The 13527-nt window shown below is 40.4% G+C and carries 11 protein-coding genes; 6 read left to right on the forward strand and 5 right to left on the reverse strand.

Annotation, left to right across the window (positions count from 1 at the left end):
• Positions 1 to 11 precede the first annotated feature (11 nt).
• Positions 12 to 710 (forward strand): DUF421 domain-containing protein, encoded by a 699-nt coding sequence (locus M028_RS0118690; RefSeq protein ID WP_026575228.1) that lies wholly within the window; start codon positions 12 to 14, stop codon positions 708 to 710.
• A gap of 38 nt (positions 711 to 748) precedes the next feature.
• Here the strand turns inward: M028_RS0118690 and M028_RS0118695 are convergent, their stop codons facing one another.
• Positions 749 to 1927, reverse strand: a complete 1179-nt coding sequence (locus M028_RS0118695; protein WP_026575229.1) for a TIGR04053 family radical SAM/SPASM domain-containing protein — start codon at positions 1925 to 1927, stop codon at positions 749 to 751.
• A gap of 370 nt (positions 1928 to 2297) precedes the next feature.
• Here M028_RS0118695 and M028_RS0118700 point away from each other — a divergent pair, with 370 nt between their 5' ends.
• Both M028_RS0118700 and M028_RS0118705 read left to right on the forward strand, forming a co-directional pair.
• On the forward strand, positions 2298 to 3068 hold the full coding sequence (locus M028_RS0118700) for a C40 family peptidase (protein ID WP_026575230.1): 771 nt from the start codon (positions 2298 to 2300) through the stop codon (positions 3066 to 3068).
• Between the two features lie 143 nt (positions 3069 to 3211).
• The gene (locus M028_RS0118705; RefSeq protein ID WP_026575231.1) at positions 3212 to 3838 is read left to right on the forward strand and encodes a TVP38/TMEM64 family protein; all 627 of its coding nucleotides are present in this window, start codon (positions 3212 to 3214) and stop codon (positions 3836 to 3838) included.
• Here the strand turns inward: M028_RS0118705 and M028_RS0118710 are convergent.
• From M028_RS0118710 to M028_RS0118725, 3 genes are all read right to left on the reverse strand, one after another.
• The gene (locus M028_RS0118710) at positions 3831 to 4184 is read right to left on the reverse strand and encodes a hypothetical protein (protein ID WP_026575232.1); all 354 of its coding nucleotides are present in this window, start codon (positions 4182 to 4184) and stop codon (positions 3831 to 3833) included. The two genes, M028_RS0118705 and M028_RS0118710, sit on opposite strands and share 8 nt — an antisense overlap.
• 985 nt (positions 4185 to 5169) lie before the next feature.
• Positions 5170 to 6543, reverse strand: a complete 1374-nt coding sequence (locus tag M028_RS0118720) for an MFS transporter (RefSeq protein ID WP_026575234.1) — start codon at positions 6541 to 6543, stop codon at positions 5170 to 5172.
• Positions 6544 to 6594: 51 nt separating this feature from the next.
• Positions 6595 to 7098: a hypothetical protein gene (locus tag M028_RS0118725; protein ID WP_026575235.1), complete on the reverse strand. Its 504-nt coding sequence runs from the start codon at positions 7096 to 7098 to the stop codon at positions 6595 to 6597.
• Positions 7099 to 7678: 580 nt separating this feature from the next.
• Here M028_RS0118725 and M028_RS30385 point away from each other — a divergent pair.
• Positions 7679 to 8692 carry an FUSC family protein gene (locus tag M028_RS30385; RefSeq protein WP_081810781.1) on the forward strand — a complete coding sequence of 338 codons (1014 nt, stop codon included), beginning with the start codon at positions 7679 to 7681 and terminating at the stop codon, positions 8690 to 8692.
• Here the strand turns inward: M028_RS30385 and M028_RS0118740 are convergent.
• Positions 8689 to 10230, reverse strand: a complete 1542-nt coding sequence (locus M028_RS0118740; protein ID WP_026575237.1) for a multicopper oxidase family protein — start codon at positions 10228 to 10230, stop codon at positions 8689 to 8691. The genes M028_RS30385 and M028_RS0118740 overlap by 4 nt on opposite strands.
• Positions 10231 to 10363: 133 nt before the next feature.
• Between M028_RS0118740 and M028_RS0118745 the strand changes: the two genes are divergently transcribed.
• A complete protein-coding gene (locus M028_RS0118745) occupies positions 10364 to 12697 on the forward strand; it encodes a xanthine dehydrogenase family protein molybdopterin-binding subunit (RefSeq protein WP_026575238.1) in 2334 nt (777 codons plus the stop codon).
• Positions 12684 to 13523 (forward strand): FAD binding domain-containing protein, encoded by an 840-nt coding sequence (locus tag M028_RS0118750; RefSeq protein ID WP_026575239.1) that lies wholly within the window; start codon positions 12684 to 12686, stop codon positions 13521 to 13523. Before M028_RS0118745 ends, M028_RS0118750 begins: the two co-directional genes overlap by 14 nt.
• Positions 13524 to 13527 lie beyond the last annotated feature (4 nt).

A 13527-nucleotide genomic window follows, 5' to 3' on the forward strand; every position in this document is an offset into this window, starting at 1 on the left:
GGAGTTGTCATATGAATTTACTAGAAGTTTTTGTCAGAGCAGCTGGAGCATTTGTTGTTCTTTTTCTATTAACCCGGCTAATGGGTAGAAAACAGATTTCACAAATGACCTTTTTTAATTATATAACAGGTATCTCGATTGGTGCGGTGGCAGGTTCCCTGACCATTGATTCAAGTATTAAAGTTTCAACAGGGGTTGTCAGTCTTTTAACATGGGCGGGATTAACAGTATTGGTAGGAATGTTTGACCTAAAGTCTAGAAAGTTTCGAAAGGTGGTTGAAGGGGAACCGATCATTCTCATAAAACAAGGGAAGGTATTGGAAAAGGCCTTGAAAAAATCGAGCCTAGATATAAATCAGTTACAGATGCTTCTTCGAAAAAAAGATGTATTTTCTTTTTCAGATGTCAATTATGCTATTTTTGAAACAAATGGTGAGGTATCCGTACTGCTTAAGGAAGGAAAACAGCCTTTAAAGCAGGACCAATTGCCATTCCAATTAAAACAGCAGCAACAACCACCAATTCCAATTCAAATTATCGCAGATGGAAAAGTGATAAAAGAGAATTTACAGGAATTAAATGTAGACAATGATTGGGTGGATGAGCAATTAACAAGAGTTGGAACAAATCTCTCTGAGGTTTTTTATGCGGAATTACAGAAAGACGGTTCCCTGTATATTGATAAACGAAATGATCAATTCCTTCACTAATAAGAGGCATCCCTGTTGATCGGGATGCCTCTATTTCCTTAAACGAGTATTGGTGCTTGATTTCTATGTGCTTTTGGAATGTAAACACAGAAAGGCTCACTCTCCATATAGTCCCCTGTTACCGCATAGGTTCTAGAGCGGGAACCGCCGCAAACCTTGTTATATTCACATACACCACATTTCCCTTTATAGTGATCCGGCTGCCTCAACTCTTTAAAAATTTTTGAATCACGGTAAATATCTGCAAGCGGCGTTTCGCGAATATTCCCACCGATAATTGGCAGCAATCCGCTCGGCATGACATCCCCAATATGGGAGACAAAAACAAAACCGTTTCCATCATTCACTCCTTTAGGTGCCCGTTTTAGTCCATCATGTAACGAGGCAAAGTCGGTGGTAATCGAATCTTCGTAATGAATTTCGCCGTTTGTAATGAGGAGCTCACGTGCTTTTTGCTGGAGAACAACGCGGCGATAGTGCTGGGCAGCCGTTGTTTTAATATCATACGGAGCTGTTTTGCTTAATTCATACAGCCAACGGAAAACCTTTTCGTGCTCAGCCGGCGTTATACAAGCATCTAACTGGCCTCTCCCGGTTGGTACGAGTAAGAAAATATACCACATCACTGCTTTTAATTCTCCGACAAGCTTGGCCATTTCTTCTAATGAGTCATAATTATAACGGGAAATGACGGTATTAATTTGAAGCGGCATGTTAAGTTCATTTAAGTAGTTTATTTTTTCAAGCGTTAAATGAAAGGATCCTGGTGTTCCGCGGAATTGATCATGAATTTCGGGTGTCGGGCCATCCAAACTAAAGCCCCAGCGGGAAAGACCGACCGCTTTTGCCCGTTCCATGCGTTCTTTTGTTACGTTTGCAGTGGCGCTGGGGGTCATTGAGACACGCATCCCTTTTTTAATTGCATAATCAGCAAGCTCAAATAGATCCTCACGCATCATACAATCCCCGCCGGTAAATACAAGCATTGGGTTATCCAGTTCAAAGATTTGATCAATCAGGTTAAGACCTTCCTCATGGGTCAGCTCCCTGGGGTCTGGTGTCAGTTGGGCATCTGCCCGGCAGTGGACACATTTAAGCTGGCATGAGCGTGTTACCTCCCAAATCACAATAAATGGATTTTGATTGTAATCAATGATTTTACCTAAACCTTGAGGATGGCCATTACTTGATGAATATCCTTTCTCCAAACCATGCATCTTCATCACCAAAATTCTATGTATTTTGTAAAAATTATCTATCTAGGTTTATTATAAATATGTCTTTCAGTTGTGAATGGATGGTTTGTTACAATATTTCTAAATCCCTTTTACAGAAATTTGTCTATTCTCCCCTAATAAATTATTAAAAATATATTACAAGAATATTACAATCCGTTTGGGTTTCATGAGGAAAACAGCCCTGAACCAATTATGATAAAGGTTGGAGGTGTTTCTAATGTTTGTTACATTAAGTGCTTTCTCTACCAATATAGCAATAGTTAGCCAATCCCTCCAAATTTTATGGCTATTTCCAACGGTACATCTTCCATTATGATGGTAGTAACAATTAATAAAGAGGAGTGCCACCATGAAAAAACAACTTTTAACAGCTTTTGCTGCTGCCGGATTATTATTTACAGCATTTGGAGGTTCGGCTAGTGCAGAAGAAAATGTATACACTGTTAAATCTGGCGACACACTATGGAAGATTTCGCAAGCAAATAATGTAACGGTTAGTAATCTAATAACCTTGAACCACCTTTCTACTAATACCATCTATGTAAATCAGAAGCTATTACTTTCAGCTCAAACAGAGCCTTCTGCTGCTACTAATTCTACCTACACGGTAAAATCGGGAGATACGCTTTGGAAAATTGCTACCGCTTTCAATACAACCGTTGCAGCATTGAAAAGTTTGAACGGGTTAACTTCTGATATCATTTATGTTGGACAAACCTTAAAGGTAATGGGAACCACAGCTGTGGCTCCTTCAGTAGAAACGAAGGCACAGGCCGTAATGACTGAGGCAAAAAAATATATTGGAACTCCATATTTATGGGGGGGAAGTACTCCAACCGGTTTTGATTGCAGCGGATTTACTAGCTATGTATTTAATAAAGTTGGGATTACGATTCCAAGAACTGCTGCGACACAATGGTCTGGATTAAAAACAATCAGCGCCCCGCGGCCAGGTGATTTAGTATTTTTTGAAACGTATGCGCCAGGCCCTACTCATGTCGGAATCTATTTGGGCAATAACCAATTTATCAGTGCAACCTCATCATCTGGGGTTACGATTAGTGATATGAATAATACCTATTGGAAGCCTAGATATTTAGGTGCCAAAACAGCATTTTGATAGAAAACGAGAAAGGTCTTTTATCGAACGATAAAAGGCCTTTGTGCATTTGAAAAGTCTTCTTGTTAGAAGAAGGATTCTACTATTAAAATAATGAATATGTAGTATAGCTAAGAATAAAAATTTTAACCGAGGAGAAATAGATGCTAAAAAGACTAGTCAGTATTTGTGTATTAATTTTGATTATTGTACTCGGCTACTTGCAGAAAGATGAACTTGTCCACTTGATAAAGCAAGGCGGGCCGGTTTCTATTTTTATCAGTATGCTTTTAGTAGCGATTTGTGTCTTTTTCCCGCTGGTTCCATTTCCCGTTTTAGCGGGAATGATCGGTGCCATATTTGGGACAGCCCAAGGTATGTTTATCTCTTTAATAGGAGCCATGGCTGGAACAATGGTTTTCTTTTTTATCACCAGATATGGATTTAGGGATTATGCACAGGAAAAACTCTTGAAATATCCTAAGTTTCAGGAATATGAGGAATTTCTCAATCGCAATTCCTTTCTTGCCATTTTAGCCTGCCGATTAGTTCCGATTATTCCAGCACCGGTTGTAAATATTATTTGTGGTCTTAGTAAAGTGAATTGGCTCATATTTTTTACCGCTTCAACCATCGGTAAAATCCCGAATATTTTATTATTATCGTTTGTTGGTGCAACACTAAGCAGCAATAAGCTCCTATCCTTTGGTTTGTATGGCTTTTATATTTTGGTTATCTTTCTGATTAACTTTGTTATCGTCTACCGCAAGAAAGCTAAGACACTTAAATAACGCTTTTGATTGATATCTCGTCATTTTTTCCTTCTAAGGTGACGATTTTTTTGAAGTAACTTTTTAAAATAAGCCATCTGGCCGGGTAAGAGTAAATAAAATCCTCCATCACTTCTGGGGAATAGAAAACCAAACAATCCAATTGGGCTTTGTACTTTTTCAAATCATAAAGCAGTGCATGAGGAATCGAATAATGTTGATAGATTTGGTTAGGATTTAATTTTACAATTTGAATGTTTTTGCTTTGAATATGATTTAAAATGCTTTGTTCTTGGAGGGTAAAGCTTTCTTCCTTCGATAAATTATTTATTTTTATTTGTTCATTTATAAAATAAATGCCTTTCATTTATGAACACCCTTTTTTTTCTTGATTGGTATTGTTATTGACAGGGAACGGGGTTCGTATACCCATAAATGAAATGGTTTTTCTGAAAGGTGATAAACATGTCAATGATTTTAAATAATGCTGGTTTTTTAAATGTGGCTTAAAAAAATGACCCGGCAAATGCCTGCCGGGTTTGACAATACAAATCTATATTAAAAGGGGAGCGGTGTAGGTTCGTCCTGAACCTGTTTTTATCTTAACGAAAATTTATGAACAAACTATGAAGGAAACTTTAATAGTTTTGGAAATGTAAATTTCAAATTAAAGGCGGTGAATATGATGAAGGATTACCATTGCTGTGCCACATGCCAGCATTTTAAGGCAGAGAAAAAAGAAAAAAACATGCACTATTTCTGCAGCCGGCTACGCTACGAAACCAAAACTCACTACAAATTTAACTGCTGGACCCCAAAAGAGCATATAAAAAAACTAATGAGGTGACATAATGCGGTGACAGGCACCGTTCGTGGACAAAATGGTTTTTTTGTCCGTGTGGGGCGGACATTAAGCAGGGGTAATAATTGATCGTCCCCTTAGGGTTGAAAAATAGGCAGCACGGGAATTAACAAGAGTTCTCAGTGCCCGTAAAGACAAAAAAATCGGCAACAGGGGAACCGACAAGGGTTCTCGATGCCCGTAAAGACAAAAAAATCGGCAGCACGGGAACTGACAAGGGGTTTCAGTGCCCGTAAAGACAAAAAAATCGGCAACAGGGGAACCGACAAGGGTTCTCAATGCCCGTAAAGACAAAAAAATCGGCAACAGGGGAACCGACAAGAGTGCTCGATGCCCATAAAGACAAAAAAATCGGCAACAGGGGAACCGACAAGAGTGCTCGATGCCCGTAAAGACAAAAAAATCGGCAACACGGGAACTGACAAGGGGTTTCAGTTCCACTGCACGGGAGCTGACAAAAACACCAGAAACGGTCAAGTCCACAATCACCCTACCCATGCCCTACATTAACACTCTTCATCTTAACCCCGGTAAACCACAAACTCATTATGAAACCTACTACACCAATTCCAATCAACACGCCCCCAAGTATCTCCATGTTCTCCGACGAAACCTCGGACCCAAAAATCAATCCCAGAACTATCGATGATAAAATCGAGCCCAAATAGCGGCAGGTTTGAAACAAACCAGAAGTGGTCCCAAGCATTTCTTTCGGACTTTCTTTCAACATCGCCACCTGCAAAACAACATTTCCAATCCCATAACTCAAACCCATTATCGCCAAAATCAAACCAATTTGCCACCAATTGGCGGCCTTGATAAAGAAAAGAGACAAAATAATAGCACCTAAAACCGATAGCAGCGCACCAAAAATAATCGGCTGCTTAACCCCCGACTTATCAATCCATTTACCGGTGATGGGTGAAATAATAATACTCATCCCAGACATAAACAGCATAAACAATCCGCTTTTTTCCACACCAAAATGCATGGCATCCTGGAAATAAAGGGGGAGACCGAAAAATAAACAATAAAAAAAGATATTTAACACGATAAACTGCAGATAAACCCATGAAAGCTGTCGGTGTGTTTTAAAAATCCGTACATCAATAAAAGGCACTTTCACATGTAACTCCCGCCAAACAAATAATAAGAAAAATATTATTCCTGCGACTCCGGATATATAATGAATTTTTGATTCAAACGATAACAAAAACCATAACAGGAACACCATTCCGCCCGCAAAAAAAGCGATCCCTAATAAATCTAGATGAGAAAGAAATTCTTTCATACTTTCTCTCTCCCGTGGAGGGTCTTTTGGGAACATATACCATCCTAGTAGCAAACTAATAAGGAGGAAGGGGACATTTACCCAAAAAATTGCCGGCCAGTCTCCCCATACAATCAAAAATCCTCCAAGCGTTGGCCCTAGTGCTGTCATAGCGGAAGCAAAAATAGAAAGGACCGATAATGCTGAAGCTTGTCTGTCTTTAATATTGTCCCGAATCAACGATACCCCAGAAGGATAAATAGCACTGCTGCCAATCGATTGAATCAGACGCATGAACAATAACATTAGAAAGGTTGTGGAAAACGGTGCTGTAAAAGCTGATATGGCAACAAGAAACAATCCCGTGATAAAGGTCTTCTTTCGGCCAATTAAATCACCAATTTTTCCAGTAACAGGCTGAGCAACAGCACTAGCAAGGTAAAAGGATGAAATTAACCACGAAACTGTTGTAAATGAAAGGTGGAAATCCTTTTGGATGCTCGTTAAGGCAAGTGAAATCATTGATGAATTTAACGGGTTCAGCATGGTACCTGAAGCGACCGCCGTTAAAAATAATGCGCGATTTTTCTTCATGTGTTCATTCCCTTTGCAAACGAATTTCTAGGTGCTTCGAAAAACAAAATCCTAGTGATAAAATCTTTTTCTAAAAAAATAATGATAGATGATAACTAATAGGCTTTCAACTAATAAGTAAACACAAATGGAATAAGGTAACCCGTAGCCATTTTGATAATGAAAAATTCCGATTTTTACACAAAGCCATTCAAGCGCTATGGCACCAACGGTCCACATCAAAATATATACCATACACAGTAATCCGCTAACTTTAAATTTTTCAAAGAAATAAATAAAGAGGTATCCAAAAGGACAATACATCATATAGGACAAAGTATCAAAAATTTCATAATCTGACATATCGCCGACATCATAAAAATCAAGTGGTGGAACAGCAAGGGAATGGTCAAATACCATTCCAAAAAATGGTCCGATTAGAAGACAGAATAGCATTGCAGACATCGGCATTATTTTTGGCATGAAATAAACCAAACTAAAGCCTCCGAGTATCATGAACAGAATAAAATATTCGTTAATATTAAAGTGACGATCATAAATTTGATAGATGATCATTCAAATTTTTCTCCTTAGAAAATATTTTCCTAAACAGGTACGCGAATAGGAGGCAGATAATTATTAAACTAAAATCAAATAAAGCTTCTCGGAAATGGGACCAATGACGATAATGAAAATATCCTAGCAGCAAAAATAAATGTTCGGCAGCTTGGATTGTTAAAAAGATTGCAGCAGTAATGCCAACTTTAGCCCATTTCATTTTAAATGAGAAAAATAAATTTACGTAGATGAGGAGAAAGAATGGAAGAGATAGATCACGAAATAGAAGAATGGTGGTAAAAGCCGTTGGGTTTGTATTTGGTATTATATAGTTTAACTTAAAAGTAAAAATGGTAAAGAAATTAATATGAACAATTTGAAAAGACAAAAAGGTGAGGATATTAATAGTATTTGAAAGACTTTTTTTCATTAACAAGAAAAAACTTAATGCAAACCAAGCTATCAATAAAAAATATACTAACCCCATCTAATTCACCTACCCATAAAGTTTCTAACCCTAGCATTTCCTAACGAACCAGTGTCTAGACAAGATTATCACTGGATACCTTGAAATCATTGCGGGAAGGATAATGGTTAAATGGTAATTAACAAAAGGAGTAGTAGAGAAGATATGGGGAGCCCGTCATTTGAACATAAACAAAATAAAACCCTTCTAATTTGGAAAATGGCCGTAGCAAGCACAATTTCTTGGCAAATTGCACAAATTGCTGGGTCGCATCATCCCTATTTTGCCCCGATTTCGGTGATTCTTTGTATGCAGTCAACCATTAATCGTTCGATTCGATTCTCCTATCACCGAATGGCAGGAACCATCATCGGGATTTCTGTTACCGTTTTGGCAGCACCCTATATCAATGTAACAAGTTGGACGATCGGGATTCTAATCCTTATCGGATGCTTCATTGCCAAATGGTTGAAAAGTGACGAAACAGCAATCCATCAGGTCGCTTTAACGATATTGCTAGTTTTTGTCGTCGGGCAGAGAGCGGGGGACTATCCAATCGATCGCTTTCGAGATACATTAATTGGGGCTATTATAGCTGTGATCATCCATATGTTTGTTTATCCTCCAAATTTTACGAAGCAATCCAAAAAAAATCTTATACAGCTTACAGAACAGTTAACAGCCACCTTTACCAAGGTTTCCGATTGGATTTATCATGGGCTTGATCGAAATGCGGGCGGTCAACTCCAAATAGAAATAAAACAACTTCTCGAAGAACTTCATCAATCAAAGCAAATGATTCAGAATGCCCAAGAAAGTCTTAAATACAACCCATATGCAAGTAAAAGTATCAAAGAGCTGGCTCTCGACCAGCAACGGATTTACTCCTTAACAAAGGGATATTCATATTTAGCTCAGAGTGTGGAAATCTTGATGGCATGGGCTAGATCCGGAAGTATGACAGCTGAAAATCAAAAAGTCTGGGGTGACCAAGTGAAAGCCTTGACACCTTTATTTCAGGAAACTTCGGCAGACCGTAGTCCGCCGAGTGAGTACCTGCATGTTTCAATTGCAAAGGAACTGGAAAACCAGCAATATTTCATCGTGTTATTCAATCAAACTGTTGCCTTATTAAAAGAAAACTAATTTGGCGGGAGAATCCAATATGGTCGCATCATTTCATAGTCTTCATGCTCAAGCATATGGCAGTGCCATACATATCGGCCTGTAAAAGGGAAAAATGGGATAATAATTCTTGTTATATGACCGGGTGGGCATTTCACGGTATCCTTCCAGCACCTTTCTCCCGGATCAGGGGCAACCGGCAAACCAGTGTATCTGATTCTCCTCGTGTTTTTATAATGTTTCACATCAAAAGGCTGCCGGTCTAAAATTTGAAATTGAACAAGGTGGACGTGAATAGGATGATCATCCCCATCTGTATTCACAAAGCACCAAATCTCATTTGTCCCGACCAGAGGATTTTCGGAAATCGGATCATCCCATTTTTTTTGATCTAATAAAAATAGCGACCTGCCAAACCGATCTTTTTCCTCACTCAATTGTAAAAACCTTTGCTTATGGGCTGTAGACTCCGGCAATCGATGAATCGTTCCCATAAAAGGTGGAATCACACTTGTATCCATGCTTGAAAGTGGTTTTGTTACCTGAAACTGCATCACCGTCCCAGTGGTCTCGGGGTCCACGGGATCTCCAATAGGGAAGTGTGTTCGAGCATCATTTTTCATGTGGATGGACTTTCCATTTAAATTGGAAAAATCAACGATTACGTCAGCCCGCTCAGCCGGGGCAAGCAGGAGTGACTGAACTCCATTGGGCCGCTCTAAAAATCCGCTGTCAGTGCCAATCTGAAAGAACGGCTGTCCCGAGTCGAGAAACAAATGAAAAAACCTCGCATTTGCTCCATTTAACAAGCGAAATCGATATTTTCTTGGCTCCACTTCAAGAAAAGGCCAGACCTTCCCATTAACCACAATGGTATCCCCAAAAAAGGAAGAAATAATAGAAGGGGTAAAATCAGTCGGATGTTTTGATGATTGTTTAGGATAAAATAAGGAACCATCTTCATTAAAGGAACGGTCCTGAAGCAGTAAGGGAATTTCAAACTTTCCGCCTGGAAGATTTAGTGATCGTTCATTCGGGTCGCGGATGAGATAAAATCCTGCTAACCCGGCATAAATATTTAATCGGGTAATCCCAATTGCATGGTCGTGATACCAAAGTGCCCTTGCACTTTGCGAGTTCCTATATTCATATATTTCTTTTGAGAAAAAGGGACCCATTTTTTCAAATCCCTTTGTAAACCATGCATCTGGATAGCCATCACTCTCCGGTTCTGTCCTGCCCCCATGTAGATGAACAACAGTACGAACGTCCGGTTTATCCTTATCTGCGCCGTGAACCGTATGGTCTATTTGAAAGAGATGCTTATCAGGAAGAGTGTTCATCCATTTCACAAATACCCTCTCACCCGTTTCCACTTCAAAGGTGGGACCAGGGTACAATCCTTCATATCCCCATATGGATGTAATAGGCATTTGGCTATGCAGGCTTTGTTTTACCTCCTCCATTTTTACCTCATAATACGTGTAATCTGCTGATTTCCACTTAGGCTTTAGTACGGGTGGAATTGGCAAAGCGTCTGTAAATTTTGTTAATTTCACAACAACCGCTCCTAACGAAGGATGTTTTTAAAAGATTATGCCCTCACAAAGTAAAAAATTAACCTTCTAGGATGGCAGGAAGCTTGAATATAAATAGGGTAGGAATTTTTGTGCTGTTAGGAGGGAAACGGTGTTGGAGATTATTGGGAAAAGTGTCATACGTAAGGAAGCACAGGAAAAAGTGACAGGAAGGGCTCGCTACACGCATGACCACCAATCAGTCAAAATGCTTTCCTGTAAAATGGTCATCAGTCCATATGGGCATGCACGAATCGTGTCCATTGATACAACAGAAGCAGAAAAAATGCCAGGGGTTAGGGCCATTGTAAAAGGAAGTGCAAATCTTCCTCTAATCGGAGAAAGCGTACGTGACCGCCCGCCAATCGCTAATGAAAGGGTGCGCTACCATGGAGAGCCTGTGGTCCTTGTAGTTGCGGATACCGCACCCCAGGCAAAAAAAGCAGCAGATCGGGTAAAGGTTCAATATGAATTACTTCCGGTAGTCAATTCGCCGACACAGGCTTTTCAAAAAAATGCTCCCCTTCTACACCCACTGCTAGGTGAATATAAAAAGGATGAGGTATCCTTCCCGGTTCCGGGCACCAATATTGCTACTCATTATAAAATCCGCAAGGGCAGCATGGAGAAGGGCTGGGAAGAAAGTGAAACAACAGTCGAGGCTAGTTTTTCCTTTTCACCATCGGATCATGTAGCAATGGAAACAAGATGTGCGATTTGCGAGATTCTGCCCGATGGCATCATTAACATTACCACTTCATCGCAGGCCCCTTTCATGGTCAAAAGACTTATTTCTGACTACTTTGGTGAGGATATGGGGAAAATTGTTGTTCATACTCCTTTTGTTGGTGGAGCTTATGGCGGCAAGGCACCAGTCCAGCTTGAAGTGTTTGCATATTTAGCCTCAAAGGCAGTGGGAGGAAGACCGGTCAAGGTATTGAATGACAGAGAAGAGGATATCCTCACGTCTCCCTGTCATATTGGATTAGATGCAAAGGTTAAAATTGGTGCTGACCGAAGCGGGAATATAAAAGTAATGGAAATAGGCTATTGGTGGGATGGCGGGGCCTATTCCGATAAAGCCATCGATGTTTCAAGATCAGGGGCCGTGGATTGTACGGGACCATACCATGTCGAAAATGTTTGGTGTGACTCCTACTGTATGTATACGAATCATCCATATGCTTCACCATTTAGAGGTTTCAGCCATTCTGAGATTTCGTTTGCGATTGAAAGAACAATGGATTTACTTTCCCAAAAATTAAGGATGGACCCGCTAGAGCTTCGCTATAAGAATGCAATCAAGCCGGGAAACACAACTCCTTCTAGGGTTCTATTAAATAAAAGTAATGTAGGAAACTTACAGAAATGTATTGAGAGATTAAGAGGAATTTTCAACTGGGAGGAGGGAGCTATTAAAGAGATTGATGACCGCTATGTACGTGTAAAGGGAGTAAGTTGCAGTTGGAAGACATCTACTGTCGATTCGGATGCTCCTTCTGGTGCAATCATAACCTTTAATAAAGATGGAAGCGTTAATTTAATGTCCGGTGTCGTTGAAATTGGAACAGGGACAAAGACGATTCTGGCGCAAATTCTTGCAGAGCGATTGAATATGGACGTAAACAAAGTTCACGTACGAATGGAAGTCGATACCCAAACAACACCCGAGCATTGGAAAACCGTTGCAAGCAGGGGAACGTTTATGGGAGGGAGGGCTGTCTTAGAAGCAGCAGATGATGTCATTCGCCAGTTAAAGGAAGTGGCAGCCTGTGTTTTAAGAGCACCAATTGAGGACCTTGAAGTGGCAAACAGCCGGGTTTTTCTCCGGGATGATCCTTCCATTGGACTTGAATTTAAAGACGTTGGCTATGGTTATAAATATCCGAATGGAAATGCGATTGGCGGACAAATCATCGGTAAGGGGAATTATATTTTACGGCATCTCACAACGATTGATCCGGAAACTGGCGAAGGAAAGCCAGGGCCGGAATGGACCGTGGCAGCCTATGGAGTGGAAGTAGAGTTTGACCGAAGGAACTTTACTTACCGTCTTGTAAAAGCTGCAACTGTAGTTGATATCGGAAAGGTCATGAATGAAAAAGCGGCAGAAGGCCAGGTGATGGGGGCGATGAGCATGGGTCTCGCTTTTGCCGGCAGGGAGACATTTTATTTTGATGAACTTGGCAGGGTATTGAATCCACAGCTTAGAACGTACCGACCGTTGCACTATGGAGAAAACCCCGAATTCTTAGTCGGTTTTGTTGAAACCCCGCAGCTTGATGGACCATATGGGGCTCGCGGTGTTGGGGAGCATGGTTTAATGGGAATGCCTGGTGCACTTGGGAATGCCCTCTCCATCGCAGCCGGAGTATCTCTTCATCATTTACCTCTGATTCCGGAGCTAATCTGGAAGACAAAGGGGGGACATAGTGATGATTCCATTTGACTTTGATTACTATAGACCAACATCGGTAAGGGAAGCAGTGGATTTATACCAATATTTGGACCAGCAGGGAAAACAACCGATGTTTATCTCCGGCGGGACTGAATTAATAACCCTTGGAAGAATTGATCTTGTTTATACGGAAGCCGTTATTGATCTAAAGGGATTGGCAGAATCTCATGTTATGGAGATGGATGGGGATTATCTTGTTCTGGGAAGTTCCCTAACCCTTACGCAAATTGAGGAAGCAGATCCATTTCCCTTATTAACGAAAACAGCCAGCGAAGTGGCAGACCATACGGCGCGGGGGAAAATTACGCTTGGCGGCAATATTTGCGCACAAATTTTTTACCGAGAGACAGTACTGCCATTTTTATTAGCGGATAGTCAAGCGGTCAGCGTTGGTCCTGAAGGAGTAAAAGTAGCTTACCTGAATGATATTTTTCAAAAACAGCTGCAATTAAACAGGGGTGAATTTCTAATTCAATTAGCGACAGAGAAAAGGTATATTGAAGCCCCATTTATCAGCATCAAGCGGAGACAGCAATGGGATACCGGGTATCCTTTAATTACAATTAATGCATTAAAAATTGATGGCCAAATCCGTGTGGCAGTGAGTGGTCTCTGTCCATTTCCATTTCGCTCGGAAAAAATAGAAAGCTCGTTAAATAACCGTTCATTGCCCGTTTCTGAGCGTATTACTCGTGCTTTATCGGGCTTACCCGAACCCATTTTAAGTGATATCGAAGGGTCAAGTGAATACCGTTTATTTGTTTTACGACATTTATTTGAAGATGTAATATTCAAACTTGATGGGGCGACGGTTTGACGGG

Origin of the sequence: Bacillus sp. UNC438CL73TsuS30, assembly GCF_000482325.1 — a bacterium.
Taxonomy (GTDB): Bacteria; Bacillota; Bacilli; order Bacillales; family Cytobacillaceae; genus Neobacillus.